We start from the raw sequence: 17,734 nt of genomic DNA on the forward strand, positions 1-17,734 counted from the left end.
CCATCATTTATCCGAGGAGAGATTCCATGGCACAACACATTGGCGCCCTGACGCTGCTGGTGGCGGATTACGACGAGGCTATCGCCTTCTTCACCCGGGGAATGGGCTTCGAGCTACTGGAAGACACCCCCCTCGACGAGCCGGGCAAACCGGGCAAACGCTGGGTGCGGGTCGCTCCCAAGGGGGCTCCCGGCTCCGCCCTGCTGCTGGCCCGCGCGGCCAACGAGGAGCAGCGCGCCGCCATCGGTCGCCAGGGGGGCGGTCGGGTCTTCCTGTTCCTCGAGACCGACGACTTCTGGGGCGATTACGAGCGGATGCAGGCCTATGGCGTTCATTTTTGTGAACAGCCGCGCCTCGAACCCTACGGCACCGTGGTGGTGTTCGAGGACATCAGTGGCAATCGCTGGGACCTGCTGCAACTCGCTGCTGCCAACTGAATCTGAAAACGTTTATCATCCCGCCCGTCATAAAGTCATAAAAGTGTCACAGAAAGTTCTAATAATTGGCGCACCCATCTTCACAGAGGAGAGAGAAGGGATATGGCTAAGCGAATTCTGGTGGTCGAGGACGAGGCACCGATCCGCGAAATGCTCTGCTTCGTGCTTGAGCAGAAGGGATATGAAACAGTAGAAGCAGAAGATTACGCCGATGGACTGGCAAAGGTGCGCGAACCCTACCCCGAACTCATCGTGCTGGACTGGATGATGCCAGGTGGCAGCGGTATCCAGTTCCTCAAGCAGCTCAAGCAGGATGAGATGACTCGCCAGATCCCGGTGGTGATGCTGACCGCCCGGGGCGAGGAAGAGGACAAGGTGCGCGGGCTCGAGGCCGGTGCCGACGACTACATCACCAAACCCTTCTCCCCCAAGGAGCTCACCGCCCGCCTGCACGCCGTGATGCGCCGTGTCTCTCCCACCTCGGTGGACGAGGTGATCGAGGTGCAGGGGCTCAAGCTGGATCCCGTTTCCCACCGGGTCAGTGCCGAGGAGAAGGCCCTCGACATGGGGCCGACCGAATTCAAGCTGCTGCACTTCTTCATGACCCACCCCGAGCGGGTCTACAGCCGCGAGCAGTTGCTCAACAACGTCTGGGGTACCAATGTGTATGTCGAGGACAGGACGGTGGACGTGCACATTCGCCGCCTGCGCAAGGCCATCGAAGAGACGGGGCACGACAGATTGATCCAGACGGTGCGCGGGGCCGGCTACCGCTTCTCGACCCGTCTCTAGGTCAGGGCCAGTGCCGCCAGCGCCTGCCGGCGGGCATTGGACCCGGCTCTTTGCTGTCTCTAGGAGATCTTAATGTTGCAACCTTACGCCTGGCGGCGACAGTTGTGGCGAATGGCGTTCTTCTACAGCCCCTTCGTCTTGGTAGGTTGGTTAATCGATCATCTCGTTCTTTGCCTGCTGGTGGCCACGGTGCTGCACCTGGTCTGGCACTACCGCTTCCAGAAGCGGCTGTCGGACTGGCTGTGGCACGATCGCAGCCTGGTGCCGCCCCACGGCAGCGGCAGTTGGGAGCACATCTTCAACGGCATCTACAAGTTGCAGCAGCGTCACCGGGCCCGGCGCCGGGAGCTGGCTGGCCTCATCCGCCGCTTTCGGGAAGGGGCGGAGGCGCTGCCCGATGCGGCCGTGGTGTTTCGCACCGACGGCAGCATCCTCTGGTGCAACCGGCTGGCGGAGCAACTGCTCGGCTTTCGCTGGCCCGAGGATGCCGGCCAGCACATCGGCAACCTGATCCGTCATCCCGCCTTCGTCGCCTATCTGGGCAAGGGGCAGTATGACGAGCCGTTCGAGATGCACTCCCCCATCAACGAGGAGAAGTTCCTCGAATTTCGCATCATGCCCTATGCGGAGGACCAGGCCATGCTGGTGGTGCGGGACGTCACCCGGCTGCGCAGCCTGGAGAAGACGCGCAAGCACTTCGTCTCCAACGTCTCTCACGAGCTGCGCACCCCCCTCACCGTGCTCAAGGGCTATCTGGAGATGACCGAGGAGCCGCCGCCCCCCGCCATGTGGGCCAAGGCGCACAAGGTGATGATGGAGCAGACGATCCGCATGGACAATCTGGTCAACCAGCTGCTCACCCTGTCGCGCATTGAGGCGGCGCCCACCGTGGATCTCTCCCATCTGGTGGACATGCCCGCCATGTTGGGGCTGCTGGAGCAGGAGGCGCGGGCGCTCTCCGGCGAGCGGGCCCACGAGATCGTCTTCATGGTTCAGCCCAATCTGCTGGTGCGCGGGGATCAGGATCAACTGCGCAGCGCCGTCTCCAACCTGGTCTACAACGCCATCCACTACACCCCGGCGGGGCGCAAGATCACCGTGGAGTGGCGCAAGCAGGGGAGCATGGCGCTGTTTGCGGTGCAGGATGAGGGGGAGGGGATCCCTCCCGAGCATCTGGCGCGGCTCACCGAGCGGTTCTATCGGGTCGACAAGGCCCGCTCGCGCCACACCGGAGGGTCCGGGCTCGGCCTTGCCATCGTCAAGCATGCCCTGAGTCATCACGATGCCCATCTCGATATCGAGAGCCGGGTCGGTGCGGGCAGCCGCTTCAGCTTTCTTATTCCCGCCCGTATGGTGCTGGTGAAATAATTTTTTGTGTCAATGTGTTAGCAACGAGAGAAGGGCTGCATCGCAGCCCTTTTTTCATCCGGGCCACTCTCGGCCCATGTCATCAAAGTGTCATATAAATTCCATAAATTTGTCACTGCCAGGCCAGATACTGGCGCCGTCTTAAAGAACGGACCTTCTGTAACACTGGAGAAGGAGTGGTGCTGGCCCACGGATCATTGCGATCGGGTGTCAACCACGTTTAGACGTCAACCTGACGATTGCCTTCTGCAACCTTGGACTTGGAGAGATTGGATGAAACTCAACAAACTGGCTGGTGTCATCGGATTCACCGCAGCAACCCTGTTTTCTGTCAGCGCTCTGGCTGCCGGTGTGGATAAAGACCTGCCGGAATACACACCGACCAGCGGCATCTCGGGCAACCTGTCCTCTGTCGGCTCGGACACCCTGGCCAACATGATGACCCTGTGGGCCGAAGAATTTAAGCGCATGTATCCCAACGTCAACGTGCAGATCCAGGCCGCCGGTTCTTCCACCGCACCGACTGCCCTGACCGAGGGCGTCGCCCAGTTTGGCCCCATGAGCCGCGCCATGAAGGCCGGTGAAGAGGAGGCATTCGAGAAGCGCTACGGCTACAAGCCGACCGCCATCCGCGTCGCCGTCGATGCCCTGGCCGTGTTCGTCAACAAGGACAACCCCATCAAGGGGCTGACCATGTCGCAGATCGACGCCATCTTCTCCAGCACCCTCAAGTGCGGCGAAGCCAAGGCGGCCACCAAGTGGTCTGATCTGGGTCTGGACGGCAGCTGGTCCGGCAAGGATCTGCAACTGTTCGGTCGCAACTCCGTGTCCGGTACCTACGGTTACTTCAAGGAACACGCCCTGTGCAACGGTGACTTCAAGAGCGGCGTGAACGAGCAGCCGGGCTCCGCCTCCGTGGTACAGTCCGTCTCCTCCTCCCTGAACGGCATCGGCTACTCCGGTATCGGCTACGTCACCTCCGGGGTGCGCGCCGTTCCGCTCTCCAAGGATGGCAAGACCTTCATCGAGGCGAGCTCCGACAACGCCATCACCGGCAAGTACCCGCTGTCGCGCTTCCTGTACGTCTACGTGAACAAGCATCCGAACAAGCCGCTCTCCCCGATGGAGCAGGAGTTTGTGAAGATGATGCTCTCCAAGGCGGGCCAGACCATCGTTGCCAAGGACGGCTATGTGCCGGTCCCGGCCAAGGTGGTTCAGGCCGACCTGAAGAAGCTGGGCATCATGTAACAGAACATGCCCTTGCAGAAAAACGAGCCCCATGCGGGCTCGTTTTCATTGGTGCGCCCCAGGATCTTTTTGGTCGCAGGGCGCAGCGCCCGGCTTGCGCCGGGCGGCGGCATTTCCGAGAATAGGGCAACTTCACGGCAAAGGACCCTCTCATGCGCGCATCTTCCCTCTCCAGACTGGCCCTGACGGCCTTGTGCAGCGCCCTGCTGGCCGGCTGCGCCCAGTCGCCGACCGGTCGCAACCAGATGCTGCTTTTCTCCCCCCAGCAGATGAACCAGCTGGGCGCCGACTCCTTCACCCAGATGAAGCAGCAGGAGAAGGTGAGCACGGATGCCAGGATGAATGCCTATGTGGGCTGCGTGGCCAAGGCGGTGACCGCCCAGGTGCCTGCCAGCTATGGCATCACCAGCTGGGAGGTAGTGGTGTTCGACTCCAAGGAGATCAACGCCTTCGCCCTGCCCGGCGGCAAGATAGGCGTTTACAGCGGCCTGCTGAAAGTCGCCAAGAATCAGGACCAGCTCGCCACCGTCATCGGTCACGAGCTGACCCACGTGCTGGCCCAGCACTCCAACGAGCGCCTCTCCCGGGATCAGCTGACCGGTATCGGGCTGGCGGTGGCGGACGCCGCCATCGGCAGCAGCGACAGCCTCGGGGGCGCTGCCACCATGGCCGCCCTGGGCCTCGGGGTCCAGGTGGGGATAGCCCTGCCTTATGGCAGAACCCAGGAGAGCGAAGCGGACCGGCTCGGTCTCGAGCTGATGGCCCGCGCCGGGTTCAACCCGGCCGAAGCCGTCACCCTGTGGCAGAACATGAGCGCCGCCTCCGGTGGCAAGGCACCGCCCCAGCTGCTCTCCACCCACCCCAGCGACCAGAGCCGGATCGCCAACCTGCAGGCCCAGCAGGCCGAAGTGCAGCCCCTGTACCAGCAGGCGAAAGCATCAGGGCTGGTTCCCCAGTGCAAGGCGTAAGCCTGCGCCTGGCGCGTCCCGCCGATGCCGCCGCCATGACGGTGATGCAGCGGGCGAGCTGGCTGGCGGCCTACGGGGAGGTGCTGGGGGCCGACATGCTGGCCCAGCTGGCGGTGACCGACCACCTGCAGATCTGGCGACATCGGCTCGCCGAGCCCGGCCCCGTTCCCATGCTGGTCTGTCAGGACGATGTGGTCATCGGCCTGCTCTACTGGCAGCCCTCCTTGGAGGAAGGCTTGATGACGGCGCGGATCCGGGCGCTCTACCTTCATCCCGATCACTGGCGTCAGGGTCATGGCAAACGGCTGTGGCAGGCGGTGGCGGTGCAGATGCGCCGGGCAGGTTGCGAGTGCGTCAGGCTCTGGCTGCTGGATGGCAATCACATCGGCGAGGGATTCTACCTGCGCCGCGGCTTCATGTTCGACGGTCAGGAGCGTACCTTGATGAGCCTCGGACAACCTTGCCAACAGCGACAAATGTTCCGTTTGCTTTGAGCTGGCTCCCGTTTTTCGTCCCCGGTCACTTTATTTTTTTTGCGAATTAATACAATGTGCCCCATCTGGACAGACTGAGGTGGCCGGGTCCACCGCAAGGGAGTGTGGCATGTACTACGGATTTGATATTGGCGGCACCAAGATAGCGTTCGCTGTGTATGACGGCGCCTTGAATCTCTGTCACGAGGAGCGCATGAGCACTCCCGGCAATGATTACGAAGGGTTGCAGCAGCTGATCCGCGAGCGGGTCGAGGCGGCGGATGCGCGCTTCGGGGTGAAAGGGGCCGTCGGCATCGGGTTTCCGGGGATCCTCAATCGCCTCGACGGGAGCATAGTGGCGGCCAACCTGCCCGCCATCCATGGCCGCCATCTGGGGGCGGATCTGGCCGAGCTGCTGGGCCGACCGGTCAAGGTCGACAATGACGCCAACTGTTTCCTCTGGTCGGAAGTGCATCAGGGGGCCGCAGACGGTGCTGGCAGCGCCCTCGGCGTCACCATAGGCACCGGCATCGGCGGCGCCGTCTACCTGGCGGGCAAGCTCATCCAGGGGCGCAACTGGCTGGCGGGAGAGATAGGTCACTACCCGCTGCCCGCCACCATCCTGATGAAATACCCGGATTTGCCCCGTCCCCGCTGTGGCTGCGGGCGCCTGGTCTGTTTCGAAACCTATGCGTCGGGCACGGGCCTGGAGCGGCTATACCACCATGTTCATGGGGAACGGGTGAGCGGCCACCAGATCGTCGCCCGTGCCGATGCCCGTGAGGCGGCGGCCCTCTCGACCATCGACTGCTGGCTCGAGATCATCGCTGCCGGCCTCGCCACCGCCATCTCGGTGATTGATCCCGATGTGGTGGTGCTGGGGGGCGGCCTGAGCGCCCTGCCAGCCCTCTATGAGGAGCTGCCCAAACGTCTGCCCGGCCACCTGCTGCCCGGTGTCGCCCTGCCGGCGATCCGCGAGGCCCGCTTCGGTGGAGCCGGCGGTGTGCGCGGTGCAGCCCTGCTCAATCTGTGAGATCGGACAGAGGGTCTGATCTCCCCGAACAAGGAGTCATCATGACCCGTCTTGAAATCTGTATCGACAACCTCGAATCCCTGTTCACCGCCCAGGCGGCCGGCGCCGATCGCATCGAGCTCTGCTCTGCGCTGGGGCTGGGTGGCCTCACTCCCTCCTATGGCTTTATGCAGCTGGCTGCCCGCCACGCCACTGTGCCGGTGTACGCCATGATCCGTCCACGCGCCGGAGATTTTTGCTTCAACGACGGCGAGTTCGAGATGATGCTCTTGGATATCGCGGCCGCTCGTGCCGCCGGCCTGCAAGGGGTGGTGGTCGGTCTGCTGGATGAAGATGGACGGGTACCCGAAGGCAAGCTCCGGCAACTGGTCGAGGCGGCGGGGCCGCTCGGCGTCACCTTCCACCGGGCCATCGATCTCTCCTCCGACTGGCGGCTGGATCTCGAGACGATCGTCGCGGCGGGTTGCGAGCGCATTCTGAGCTCCGGCCATGCGCCGACCGCGCTGGCGGGGCTCGAAACCTTGCAGGCCATGCACCAGGCGCTGGCGGGACGGGCCAGCCTGATGCCGGGGGCCGGGGTCAACGCCGACAACGTGCGCACCATCATCGAATTCACCGGCGTCAATGAAGTGCACATGTCCGGCATGGGCTGGCGCGGCGGCATGGTGCCCCATGGTGTGAACATGGGCACCTCGGACGACGGCCGGGTCAACATCACCGACGGCGCCAAGGTCGCGGCGGTGCGGGCACTGCTGGACAAGGCCTGATACAGACCGTGCGGCGCCATGGTGCCGCTCTCTGTGACGTCAACATGGGCACCTCGGACGACAGCCGGGTCAACATCACCGACGGCGCCAAGGTCGCGGCGGTGAGGGCACTGCTGGACAGGGCCTGATACAGACTGTGCGGCGGCATGGTGCCCTGTTTTGCTCCCTTCTCCCCTTGCGGGAGAAGGGGCGGGGATGAGGGGGCCGATGTGAGGCGTCTCCCACCGGCGGGCAATTGAGGGGCGTCTTGGCAGCACGGTGCAAAAAAGTCTGTTATCATCCCGTCTCTTTTACCATCAGGACCCGGAGCAACCTCTCAATGTCCCAATACGACTCTATCGAACAGAAGGCCAGCTACGGCATCGGCCGCAACATGGGCGACCAACTGGCTCAGCAAGCCTTCGCCGGTCTGGATATCCCGGCCCTGCAACAAGGTCTGGCAGATGCCCTGAACGGTCTGGAGTTCGCGGTCAGCCGTGACGATATCAACGATGCCTTCCAGGTCATCACCGCCCGCATGCAGGAAGAGCAGGAAGCTGCCGCCAAGGCCGCTGCCGCCGAAGGCGAAGCCTTCCTGGCCGACAATGCCAAGCGCGCCGAAGTGAAGACCACCGACTCCGGTCTGCAATATGAAGTCATGGTCGAAGGCAATGGCGCCGTGCCGGTTGCCGGTCAGTCCGTGCGCGTGCACTACCACGGTACATTCACCCACGGTGGCGTGTTCGACAGCTCCGTTGCGCGCGGCCAACCGGCCGAGTTCCCGGTGACCGGCGTGATCGCCGGTTGGGTGGAAGCGCTGCAGATGATGCCGGTTGGCTCCAAGTGGAAGCTCTACATTCCGCAGGATCTGGCCTACGGTGCCCGTGGCGCCGGCTCCATCCCGCCGTACTCCGCTCTGGTATTCGAAGTGGAGCTGCTGGACATCCTGTGATCCGGCTGGTGTGATGCAAACGGCGACCCTGGGGTCGCCGTTTGTTTTTGGGCGCCCAAACGGGCCATGTGCCTTCGGCGGGGATTTGGATATAGTCAGAGCGTCGTCCATTCCGGCCATGTGAGGGAGACACGCCATGGCAGCCATCATCGAGGTCGTCGATCTCGTCAAGCACTTCCCCGGCGTCAAGGCGGTGGACGGGCTCAGCTTTGCCATTCCCGCCGGCAGTTGTTTCGGCCTGCTCGGCCCGAACGGGGCGGGCAAGACCACGACCATAGAGCTGCTGGAGGGGATCCTCACCCCGGACAGCGGCCGGATCCTGTTTCACGGCGCCCCGCGCGGCCCGGATTATCGCTCCCGCATCGGCATCCAGTTCCAGCACACGGCGCTGCAGGATTTCCTGACGGTGCGCGATACCCTGCGTCTGTTCGCCAGCCTCTACCCCAATCCCTTGCCACGGGAGCTGCTCATCGATCTGTGCGCCTTGGGCGAGTTCATCGACAGGGACAGTCGCAAGCTCTCGGGGGGCCAGCGTCAGCGCCTGCTGCTGGCCCTGGCCCTGCTCGGGGATCCCGAACTGCTGTTTCTGGATGAGCCCACCACAGGACTGGATCCCCAGGCACGCCACCACTTCTGGCAGCGAATAGAGGCGATCAAGGCCCAGGGCAAGACGGTGGTGCTCACCACCCATTACATGGACGAAGCGCAGCAGCTGTGCGATCTGATTGCCATCGTCGATCACGGCCACCTGCTCAGTCTGGATACGCCGGCTGCCTTGCTGGCTCAACACTTCGACGGCGTGCTGGTGCGTCTCGGGGGGCACCCGGCCCTGGCTGGGCTCGGCTATCCCCTGCGTCCGGTCGGTGATCAGGTGGAGCTCTGTTGCCCCGACGTGGCGACCCTGTTGCCAGCCTTGCTGGATCTTGGTGTGCCGCTCACCGGCATGCAGGTGCGTTCTCCCAATCTGGAAGATCTCTTCCTGAACCTGACCGGCCACAGCCTGCGGAGCGGCGCATGAGAGGGATGACCGAGTTCTGTCTGACCGTGGCCCCCGTGCTGCGGTACGCCTTGCCGACATCCAATCCCGGGAGTGGGCGATGAAGGGATCCCTCAGGCGCATAGGTGCGCTCTTCTATGCCCGCAACCTGGAGTTCGTACGCGATCGCGCGGCCCTGGTGTGGAACCTGCTTTTCCCGCTCCTGCTGGTCATCGGCTTCTCCCTCATCTTCTCCGGCCCGCCCAAGCCGCTGGTACAGATCGGGGTGGTGGGGGAACTGCCCGCAACCTATGCCCCGCTGCGCGCCGTGCCGCTGCTCAAGATCATCCCCTATGACGAGGCGTCGAGAGGTCAGCTCAAGGTCCGTCACCATCAGCTGGACCTGCTGCTCTCACCCGCCGGGGGGCGTTACTGGATAAACCCGGACGCTCCTCAGGGGGCCATGGCCGAGTATCTGCTGCGCCAGGCGGTGCAGGTGCCCTTGCAAAGAGAGACCCTGAGCGGGCGCGCCATCCGCTACGGCGACTGGCTGCTGCCCGGGGTGATCGGCATGAACCTGATGTTCTCCGGCCTGTTCGGGGTCGGGTTCGTCATCGTGCGTTATCGCAAGAACGGGGTGCTGAAACGGCTGCGAGCCACGCCGCTCGGCGCGCTGGAGTTTCTCTTCGCCCAGTTGCTGTCACGGGTGCTGATCACCCTGGTGGTGAGCCTGCTGGTCTTCTGCGCGGCCTACTGGCTGCTGGATGTGCCCCTCATCGGGTCGGGGTGGCTGCTGCTGGTGATCGCCCTGGCGGGAGGAACGGCCATGGCCTCCCTTGGCCTGCTCATCGCCGCTCGCCTGCAGAACGAGGAGCTGGCGAGCGGTTTGCTCAATCTCATCAGCTTGCCCATGATGTTTTTATCCGGAGTCTGGTTCTCGCTGGAAGGCGCGCCCGCCTGGCTGCAGCAGCTTGCGGCCAGGCTGCCCCTCAGCCAGATCATCGAAGCAGCCCGCGCCGTGATGCTGGAAGGGGCGGGATGGCAGGAGGTGGCAGGCCCTCTGGGTCAGGTCATGGTGTTCGCCCTGGTGTGCATCTCGCTGGGCGCCATGCTGTTCAAATGGAGTGCAAAATGAAACCTGTTCTGTGGTTGTTGCTGGTGGCGGCCTTGCCTGTGCAGGCAGGCACCCTGCGTTGCAAGAACGCCTTGCTGACCGAGGGAGACACCACGGCAGAGCTGCTGGTTCGCTGCGGCCAGCCGATGCTCAAGGAAGATCTCACCCGCTTCGAGGAGAACGGCTTCGGGGCGAGAGTGACGGTCAAGTATGCCGAGCGCTGGACCTACAACTTCGGCAAGCGGGAATTCATGCAGTTTGTCACCGTCGAAAACGGCGTCATCACCGACATTGCGGATGGTCCACGGGGAGGATGACCTCCTGGTTTTCTGAAGCCCAGTGTGCGGGAGATGAGGTCACCATTTCCCCGCTTTTTAGCTCCTGTTTATTTGCTTTTCCCTGCCTGTTTTCGCCATTTATCCATATGGGGTCATGCTGCCTCACTCTGGTGCTTTTGGCATAAAACCGAACCTGATGAGTCAGTTGTCAGCAGAAATGGCTGCCCCAATGCGGTGCAGCCAATTTATTTTCGAAAAATAATCCTCATGCCAAGAAGGGTTTTAAGCAGCAGGCTATTTGGCAAATAAGGGTCTACTTTTGATTCTGAGAGTGCATATTCCCCCGTTCAGATATTTTGTTCTGTTGCACCATGGTTGGGCCGGATTGCACCGATTGACAGGTTTTTCTGCGGCTGGATAAGCTGCCAAAAAGCAGGGAAACGATGGCATCTCGCTAGATTTTGATGCCTGTTCGAATCAAACCACAGGGAAGAGTGACATGAAGCAGATACACAAGGCAGGTATGGTGATGGCGCTGTCGCTGATGGCAGCCAATGCGTGGGCGGACGGTACGCTGGATGCCGTCAAGAAGAAGGGATTCGTGCAGTGCGGGGTCGGTGACGGCCTGCCCGGGTTCTCCAACCCGGATGCCAAGGGAACCTGGACCGGGCTCGATGTGGACGTGTGCCGCGCCGTGGCCGCCGCGGTACTGGGGGATGCCAGCAAGGTCAAGTATGTCTCCCTCACCGCCAAGGAGCGCTTTACCGCCCTGCAGTCCGGGGAGGTGGATCTGCTCTCGCGCAACACCACCTGGACCCTGACCCGGGATGGGTCGCTGGGCCTCACGTTCGCCGGGGTGAACTACTACGACGGGCAGGGGTTCCTGGTCAAGCAGTCCCTCGGGGTCAAGAGCGCCAAGGAGCTTGACGGTGCCGCCGTCTGTATCCAGTCCGGTACCACTACCGAGCTCAACCTGGCCGACTATTTCCGCGCCAATGGCGGCATGAAGTACACCCCAGTGGTGTTCGATACCTCGGATCAGACCGTCAAGGGCTTCGAAGCTGGCCGCTGTGACGTGCTGACCTCGGATCAGTCCCAGCTCTATGCCCTCAAGATCAAGCTCACCAAGCCAGAGGAAGCCGTGGTGCTGCCGGAGGTCATCTCCAAGGAGCCGCTGGGCCCAGCCGTGCGTCAGGGTGACGATCAGTGGTTCAAGGTGGTGCGCTGGAGCCTCAACGCCATGCTCAATGCCGAGGAGGCAGGAGTCACCTCTGCCAACGTGGACGAGATGCTCAAATCCACCAACCCTGACATCCGTCGCCTGCTGGGGCTGGAAGAGCCCAAAGGGACTGTGCTGGGGCTGGATGACAAATGGGCCTACAACATCGTCAAACAGGTCGGCAACTACGGTGAATCCTTCGATCGCAACGTCGGTGCCGGTTCCCCCCTCAAGATTGATCGCGGCATCAATGCCCTCTGGAACAAGGGCGGTCTGATGTACGCGCCACCCATCCGCTGAGTCGACAGTCACCGGGGGGCCTGGCCCCCCATGTTTTCCCTGGCTTTGTCGGAGTCATCCTCATGGCGTTACACGCATCAAACCATAGGAAAGAACAGGGCCGCTGGTGGTATGACGCCAAGGTGCGGGCGCTGCTCTTCCAGTGCCTGGCCATCGCGGCGGTTATCGGGTTTCTGTTCTACATCGTCAACAATGCCCTGACCAATCTGGCCACCCGTGGCATCACCACAGGCTTTGATTTTCTGGGCAACACGGCCGGTTTCGGCATCTTGCAGAGCCTCATCCCCTACGACGAGACCTATACCTTCGGTCGCACCTTCGTGGTGGGCCTGCTCAACACCCTGCTGGTCTCCGTGCTCGGCATCCTGTTTGCCACCCTGCTCGGGTTCGCACTCGGGGTCGCGCGCCTGTCGCGCAACTGGCTGGTGGCCAAGATAGCGGCCGTCTACATAGAGACGTTTCGCAACATCCCGCTGCTGCTGCAGATCTTCTTCTGGTACTTCTCGGTGCTGCGTACCCTGCCTTCCCCGCGTCAGAGCGTGGATATAGGCGGGCTCGCCTTCCTCAACGTGCGGGGCTTCTATCTGCCCAAGCCCCTGTTCGAAGAGGGATTCGGCTACGTGCTCTGGGCACTGGTGCTGGCGGTGCTGCTGAGCTGGGGGCTGGGCCGCTGGGCTCGCCGCCGTCAGGCCCTGACCGGCAGGATCTTCCCGTTCTGGCGCTGTGTGGCCGCCCTGGTCATGCTGCTCCCGGGGATCACCTTCCTGCTGGCGGGCAGCCCGCTCAGCTGGAGCGTGCCTGCGCTGCAAGGGTTCAACTTCCGGGGGGGGCTGACGGTGCTGCCGGAGCTCGCGGCCCTCTTGCTGGCGCTCACCATCTATACGGCGGCCTTCATCGCCGAGATAGTGCGATCCGGCATCCTGGCCATCAGCAAGGGTCAGACTGAGGCGGCTTCCGCCCTCGGGCTCTCGCCCACCAAGACGCTGCGGCTGGTGATCATTCCCCAGGCCATGCGGGTCATCATTCCTCCCTTGACCAGCCAGTATCTGAACCTCACCAAGAACTCCTCCCTGGCGACCGCCATCGGCTATCCGGATCTGGTCTCGGTGTTCATGGGGACGACTCTCAACCAGACAGGGCAGGCCATCGAGGTCATCGCCATGACCATGGGGGTCTATCTCGTCATCAGTATCACCACCTCGGTGCTGATGAACATCTACAACCGCAGAATGACGCTGGTTGAGCGCTAGGGAGCTGTCATGTTCGTGAATGAATTGCAGGAGGCGCTGCCGCCTCCCAACCACCGTCGGGGGCCGCTCGCCTGGATCAGGCAGAACCTTTTCCCCAACTGGTGGAACGGCCTGCTGACCCTGGTGCTGGCCTATCTGTTGCTGCCACTCATCTGGTCTGCACTGGACTGGGCGCTGTTCTCGGCCACCTGGCAGGGGAGCAGTCGCGAGGCCTGCGTCCAGGGCGGTGCCTGCTGGATCTTCATCGAGAGCCGGCTGGGGCAGTATCTCTATGGCTTCTACCCGGCCGATCAGTACTGGCGCATCAACCTGACCTTCGCCGGTCTGGCGGCGCTGCTGGCCTTGCTCATCTGGCCAAAGACCCCGCGCAAGGGGTGGCTGGCGCTCTTCACCCTGCTGGTGTTCCCTGTCATCGCCTTCTTCCTCATCCATGGGGGAGCGGGGCTGGAGGTGGTGGAAACGAACCGCTGGGGCGGGCTGATGCTCACCCTGGTGCTGGCGGTGGTGGGCATAGTGGTCGCACTGCCGTTCGGCATCCTGCTGGCACTGGGGCGTCGCTCCCACATGCCGGTCATCTCCAGCCTCTGTACCGTCTACATCGAGTTCTGGCGGGCGGTGCCGCTCATTACTGTGCTCTTCATGGCGTCCGTCATGCTGCCACTGTTCATGAGTACCGAGGTGGAGCTCGACAAGCTGCTGCGGGCGCTCATCGGCATCATCCTGTTCCAGGCGGCCTATGTGGCCGAGGTGGTGAGAGGGGGGCTGCAGGCGATCCCCAAGGGGCAATATGAGGCGGGGGATGCCCTCGGGCTCTCCTACTGGAAGGTGATGGGCCTCATCATCATGCCCCAGGCCCTCAAGATCACCATTCCTTCCCTGGTGAACACCTTTATTTCCCTGTTCAAGGACACCAGCCTGGTGCTGATCATCGGGCTGTTCGATCTGCTGGCCATCTCCAAGGTGGCCCTGGCGGATCCGGCCTGGCTGGGGTATTCCACCGAAGCTTATGTCTTTATCGCCATGATCTTCTGGATGTTCTGTTTTGGCATGTCCCGCTACTCCATCTATCTGGAGCGCAAACTCAACACGGGCCACAAGCATTAGGAGTCGTTCTGATATGAAAACGGACGCAGTTGTCGAACTGAAAGAGGTCAACAAGTGGTACGGTGAGTTTCACGTGCTGCGCAACATCAACCTGCAGGTGGGCAGAGGGGAGAAGATCGTCATCTGTGGACCATCGGGGTCGGGCAAGTCCACCATGATCCGCTGCATCAACCGGCTGGAAGAGCACCAGAGCGGAGACATCCTGGTCAAGGGCACGGCCCTGACCTCGGATCTCAAGAACATCGAGACGGTGCGCCGGGAGGTGGGCATGGTGTTCCAGCACTTCAACCTCTTCCCCCATCTGACCGTGCTGGAGAACTGTTGCCTGGCGCCCATTTGGGTCAAGCAGTTGCCGCGCAAGGAGGCCGAGGAGATCGCCATGAACTTCCTGCGCCGGGTGCGGATCCCCGAACAGGCGCTCAAGTATCCGGGGCAGCTCTCCGGTGGCCAGCAGCAGCGGGTCGCCATCGCCCGCAGTCTCTGCATGAATCCCCAGGTCATGCTGTTTGACGAGCCGACGTCTGCGCTGGATCCCGAGATGGTGCGGGAGGTGCTGGATGTGATGGTGGAGCTGGCCCACGAGGGGATGACCATGCTCTGCGTCACCCACGAGATGGGGTTTGCCAAGCAGGTGGCGGACAGGGTGATCTTCATGGACCGGGGGCAAATCATCGAAGAGAACGTGCCGGATCAGTTCTTTGACAACCCCCAGTCCGATCGGACCAAGCTCTTCCTCTCCCAGATCCTGCAGCACTGAGGCAGGGCACAACCTTCAGAAAAACAGCCCGCACGCTCGAATGAGCGGCGGGCAAATGTGTACATGGAAGTCGACGACAGACAGAAAGGAGTATGTCAGCCCGGCAACAGGGTGGTGGTGCGCAGATCGCGCACGGCCAGGTTGATCTGCCGGGCCAGGCTCAGCGCCTGATGACAGCTCAACGGCTTCACATCGATAATCCCCCCTTGAAACTCAAACCGCCCCAGTGCTTCAACCATGAAACTTCCATGATGGAAGCTCTTGATATAGCGAGCTATTCGACGGGGAGACCACTGCTTGAACACCTTCATGGCAAGAGACCCTGTTGTTTGGACAGGGCACACTATGCCGACGGACCGTGACACTGATGTGACACTTGATAAAGATTTGTATGAATCTGTCTTGTGATCGGCTGGCGTGCAGCCCCGGCGTTGAAAAAGTAGTGAGAGTCCGGGTCAGGGGCCCGATATACTGCGGCCATTGCAGACATGACAAAGGTGCCGCACGTGGAGTGGGTGGACATAGTAGACGAGCAGGACAGGGTGATCGGGGTGGCTGAGCGCGCCAGGGTGCGTCAGGAAAACCTGCGCCATCGTGCCAGCTACATCCTGGTGCTGGATGAGGCTGAGCGCATCCTGGTGCAGCGGCGCACCCCGAGCAAGGATTTTTGCCCCGGCATGCTGGATGCCTGCGCCGGTGGCGTGGTGACCACGGGGGAGGCCATGGCCCTTTCCGCCCGGCGGGAGCTGGCCGAGGAGCTGGGGATCCACGACGTGCCCCTGCAGGATTACGGCACCTTCTATGCCGAAGGGGAGGCGAGCGGCAGCCGCTACCGGGTCTGGGGCGGCCTGTTCAGCTGTCACTATCAGGGGCCGCTGCAACTGCAGGCCGAAGAGGTGAGCGAGGTGCACTGGATGAGCCTGGGCGAGATAGCCGATCGGGCGGACGAGTTCACGCCCGACTCCCTGCTCGCCATCGCCACCTGGCAGGCAAGGCGCCTGCCATCAGGCCAGAAATAGGGGCGACAGGCGTTCGCTCCCCGATCGCTTGGTTGCTGCTCGATGGACCCCTTCGCCTTCTGGTGGAATGGGGTAGACTGGGCCTCTTTGAACCACAGAAGGATGCGTCATCATGATCACGGTCGGTCAATCCCTGCCCGCAGGGGAATTTACCTTTATCACCGCCGAGGGCAAGCAGGTGAAGGATACCCAGGCCCTGTTTGCCGGCAAGCGGGTGGTGCTCTTTGCGGTGCCCGGCGCCTTCACCCCCACCTGCTCCAACGCTCACCTGCCGGGCTACGTGGTCCTGGCCGATCAGTTCAAGGCCAAGGGGGTGGAACTGTGCTGTCTGTCGGTCAACGACGCCTTCGTGATGAAGGCGTGGCAAGAGGCCCAGAACGCCTCTGCCATCACCATGATGGCGGACGGTGACGGCAGCTGGACCCGGGCACTGGGTCTGGCCAAGGAGACCGGGGCCTTCGGCGGCGTGCGGGCCCAGCGTTTCGCGCTCATCGCCAACGATGGTGTGGTGGAGCGGCTCTTCGTGGAGGCGCCAGGCAAGTTCGAGGTGTCGGATGCCCAGAGCCTGCTGGCGGCGCTGTGAAAGATTAATCGGTGTTTGATTACACCTTGAAATAGCAAGCGGCCCCGTTACACTGAGGCCGCGTTTGGATGGAGCCAGGCAACTTGCCTGGCTCTCGTGTTTGCCGTGGATGAGATAGAACAATATGACCCTGGCTTTTGTTGCCCTGATTGCCGGACTGGCGTTGCTGGTCTGGAGTGCCGACAAGTTCGTGGACGGCGCCGCCGCCACCGCCCGTTACGCCGGTATGCCGCCGCTGCTGATCGGCATGGTGATCATCGGTTTTGGTACCTCGGCCCCCGAGATGGTGGTCTCCGCGCTGGCGGCCTCCCAGGGCAATCCCGGGCTCGCGCTCGGCAATGCCTATGGCTCCAACATCACCAATATTGCCCTGATCCTGGGTCTGACCGCCCTGATCAGCCCCATCGCCGTCGCCTCCCAGGTGGTGCGCAAGGAGATCCCCATCCTGCTCGGCATCACCCTGCTCTCCGGCGCCCTGCTCATCGACGGCAATCTGGGCCGGATGGATGCCGCCATTCTGGGGGCCGTGTTCGCAGTGCTGATGGGCTGGTCCATCTGGGCCGGCATGAACGGCAAGGGGGATGCGCTGGATACGGATACCGAGGAGGACATCGTCTCCGAGGGGATGCCTCTCAAGAGCGCCATCCTCTGGCTCATCATTGGCCTGGTGCTGCTGATCGGGGCTTCCCGTCTGCTGGTGTGGGGGGCGGTGACCATCGCCCAGGGTTTTGGCATCAGCGATCTGGTGATTGGCCTGACCATAGTCGCGGTGGGGACCTCCCTGCCGGAGCTGGCATCGTCCCTCATCGCCATTCGCAAGAACGAGCACGATCTGGCCCTTGGCAACGTGCTGGGTTCCAACCTGTTCAACACCCTGGCCGTGGTGGGCATCGCCGCCGGCATCCACCCGCTCGAGGTGGCGCCCGAAGTGCTTTCCCGCGACTGGAGCATCATGATGGGGCTGACCCTGTTGCTGCTGGTGATGTGTCTGGGCCGCAAGGGGCAGGGGCGCATCAACCGGCTGGAGGGGGGCGTGCTGCTCGCCTGCTTCGTCGCCTACACCGGCTGGCTGCTGACGAGCCAGTTCATCTAGTCTGGTGATGAAATGAAAGAGGGG

The 17,734-nt window shown here is 62.6% G+C and carries 20 protein-coding genes and 1 pseudogene; 20 read left to right on the forward strand and 1 reads right to left on the reverse strand.

Annotated elements, in window-relative coordinates; all coding sequences use genetic code 11:
* Positions 1-26 precede the first annotated feature (26 nt).
* The 17 genes and pseudogenes from H7R73_RS06110 to H7R73_RS06190 all read left to right on the forward strand — a co-directional run bounded on the left by H7R73_RS06110 (position 27) and on the right by H7R73_RS06190 (position 15,015).
* Positions 27-437 carry a VOC family protein gene (locus tag H7R73_RS06110; protein ID WP_010673470.1) on the forward strand — a complete coding sequence of 137 codons (411 nt, stop codon included), beginning with the start codon at positions 27-29 and terminating at the stop codon, positions 435-437.
* A 102-nt stretch (positions 438-539) separates the two neighbouring features.
* Entirely contained in the window at positions 540-1,229 is a 690-nt protein-coding gene (gene phoB / locus H7R73_RS06115) for a phosphate regulon transcriptional regulator PhoB (protein WP_010673471.1), read from the forward strand.
* 72 nt (positions 1,230-1,301) lie between these two features.
* Positions 1,302-2,597 carry a phosphate regulon sensor histidine kinase PhoR gene (phoR, locus tag H7R73_RS06120; RefSeq protein ID WP_042014623.1) on the forward strand — a complete coding sequence of 432 codons (1,296 nt, stop codon included), beginning with the start codon at positions 1,302-1,304 and terminating at the stop codon, positions 2,595-2,597.
* Positions 2,598-2,870: 273 nt separating this feature from the next.
* The gene (locus H7R73_RS06125; protein WP_039039286.1) at positions 2,871-3,845 is read left to right on the forward strand and encodes a PstS family phosphate ABC transporter substrate-binding protein; all 975 of its coding nucleotides are present in this window, start codon (positions 2,871-2,873) and stop codon (positions 3,843-3,845) included.
* Positions 3,846-3,997: 152 nt separating this feature from the next.
* Entirely contained in the window at positions 3,998-4,813 is an 816-nt protein-coding gene (locus tag H7R73_RS06130; RefSeq protein ID WP_010673474.1) for a M48 family metallopeptidase, read from the forward strand.
* Positions 4,801-5,307, forward strand: coding sequence for a GNAT family N-acetyltransferase (locus H7R73_RS06135; protein ID WP_039039287.1), 507 nt, complete (start codon positions 4,801-4,803; stop codon positions 5,305-5,307). Before H7R73_RS06130 ends, H7R73_RS06135 begins: the two co-directional genes overlap by 13 nt.
* A 109-nt stretch (positions 5,308-5,416) precedes the next feature.
* Positions 5,417-6,319, forward strand: coding sequence for an ROK family protein (locus H7R73_RS06140; protein ID WP_045523530.1), 903 nt, complete (start codon positions 5,417-5,419; stop codon positions 6,317-6,319).
* Between the two features lie 41 nt (positions 6,320-6,360).
* A complete protein-coding gene (locus tag H7R73_RS06145; RefSeq protein ID WP_049636301.1) occupies positions 6,361-7,086 on the forward strand; it encodes a copper homeostasis protein CutC in 726 nt (241 codons plus the stop codon).
* 35 nt (positions 7,087-7,121) lie between these two features.
* Positions 7,122-7,214, forward strand: a pseudogene (locus H7R73_RS06150) (copper homeostasis protein CutC); the annotation flags it as partial.
* 191 nt (positions 7,215-7,405) lie between these two features.
* Entirely contained in the window at positions 7,406-8,017 is a 612-nt protein-coding gene (locus H7R73_RS06155; RefSeq protein ID WP_010673478.1) for an FKBP-type peptidyl-prolyl cis-trans isomerase, read from the forward strand.
* A 136-nt stretch (positions 8,018-8,153) separates the two neighbouring features.
* Entirely contained in the window at positions 8,154-9,035 is an 882-nt protein-coding gene (locus H7R73_RS06160; protein ID WP_045523520.1) for an ABC transporter ATP-binding protein, read from the forward strand.
* A gap of 79 nt (positions 9,036-9,114) precedes the next feature.
* Entirely contained in the window at positions 9,115-10,128 is a 1,014-nt protein-coding gene (locus H7R73_RS06165; protein ID WP_048208148.1) for an ABC transporter permease, read from the forward strand.
* Positions 10,113-10,424 carry a DUF2845 domain-containing protein gene (locus tag H7R73_RS06170; protein ID WP_029313965.1) on the forward strand — a complete coding sequence of 104 codons (312 nt, stop codon included), beginning with the start codon at positions 10,113-10,115 and terminating at the stop codon, positions 10,422-10,424. Before H7R73_RS06165 ends, H7R73_RS06170 begins: the two co-directional genes overlap by 16 nt.
* A 460-nt stretch (positions 10,425-10,884) precedes the next feature.
* A complete protein-coding gene (locus H7R73_RS06175) occupies positions 10,885-11,904 on the forward strand; it encodes an amino acid ABC transporter substrate-binding protein (protein WP_010673482.1) in 1,020 nt (339 codons plus the stop codon).
* A 62-nt stretch (positions 11,905-11,966) separates the two neighbouring features.
* Complete coding sequence (locus H7R73_RS06180; protein WP_048208147.1) at positions 11,967-13,154, forward strand: amino acid ABC transporter permease; 1,188 nt, start codon at positions 11,967-11,969, stop codon at positions 13,152-13,154.
* 9 nt (positions 13,155-13,163) lie between these two features.
* The gene (locus H7R73_RS06185; RefSeq protein ID WP_010673484.1) at positions 13,164-14,258 is read left to right on the forward strand and encodes an amino acid ABC transporter permease; all 1,095 of its coding nucleotides are present in this window, start codon (positions 13,164-13,166) and stop codon (positions 14,256-14,258) included.
* Positions 14,259-14,271: 13 nt separating this feature from the next.
* Positions 14,272-15,015 (forward strand): amino acid ABC transporter ATP-binding protein, encoded by a 744-nt coding sequence (locus H7R73_RS06190; RefSeq protein WP_010673485.1) that lies wholly within the window; start codon positions 14,272-14,274, stop codon positions 15,013-15,015.
* A 95-nt stretch (positions 15,016-15,110) separates the two neighbouring features.
* Here the strand turns inward: H7R73_RS06190 and H7R73_RS06195 are convergent, their stop codons facing one another.
* Positions 15,111-15,326 (reverse strand): DUF1107 family protein, encoded by a 216-nt coding sequence (locus H7R73_RS06195; protein WP_010673486.1) that lies wholly within the window; start codon positions 15,324-15,326, stop codon positions 15,111-15,113.
* Between the two features lie 177 nt (positions 15,327-15,503).
* Here H7R73_RS06195 and yfcD point away from each other — a divergent pair, with 177 nt between their 5' ends.
* From yfcD to H7R73_RS06210, 3 genes are all read left to right on the forward strand, one after another.
* Positions 15,504-16,034 (forward strand): NUDIX hydrolase YfcD, encoded by a 531-nt coding sequence (gene yfcD, locus H7R73_RS06200; protein WP_082180757.1) that lies wholly within the window; start codon positions 15,504-15,506, stop codon positions 16,032-16,034.
* A 112-nt stretch (positions 16,035-16,146) separates the two neighbouring features.
* Positions 16,147-16,617: a peroxiredoxin gene (locus tag H7R73_RS06205; protein WP_048208145.1), complete on the forward strand. Its 471-nt coding sequence runs from the start codon at positions 16,147-16,149 to the stop codon at positions 16,615-16,617.
* 124 nt (positions 16,618-16,741) lie between these two features.
* A complete protein-coding gene (locus H7R73_RS06210) occupies positions 16,742-17,710 on the forward strand; it encodes a calcium/sodium antiporter (protein WP_048208144.1) in 969 nt (322 codons plus the stop codon).
* Positions 17,711-17,734: the final 24 nt, after the last annotated feature.

Source organism: Aeromonas sp. WP2-W18-CRE-05 (assembly GCF_014168615.1).
GTDB classification, from domain to species: domain Bacteria; phylum Pseudomonadota; class Gammaproteobacteria; order Enterobacterales; family Aeromonadaceae; genus Aeromonas; species Aeromonas caviae.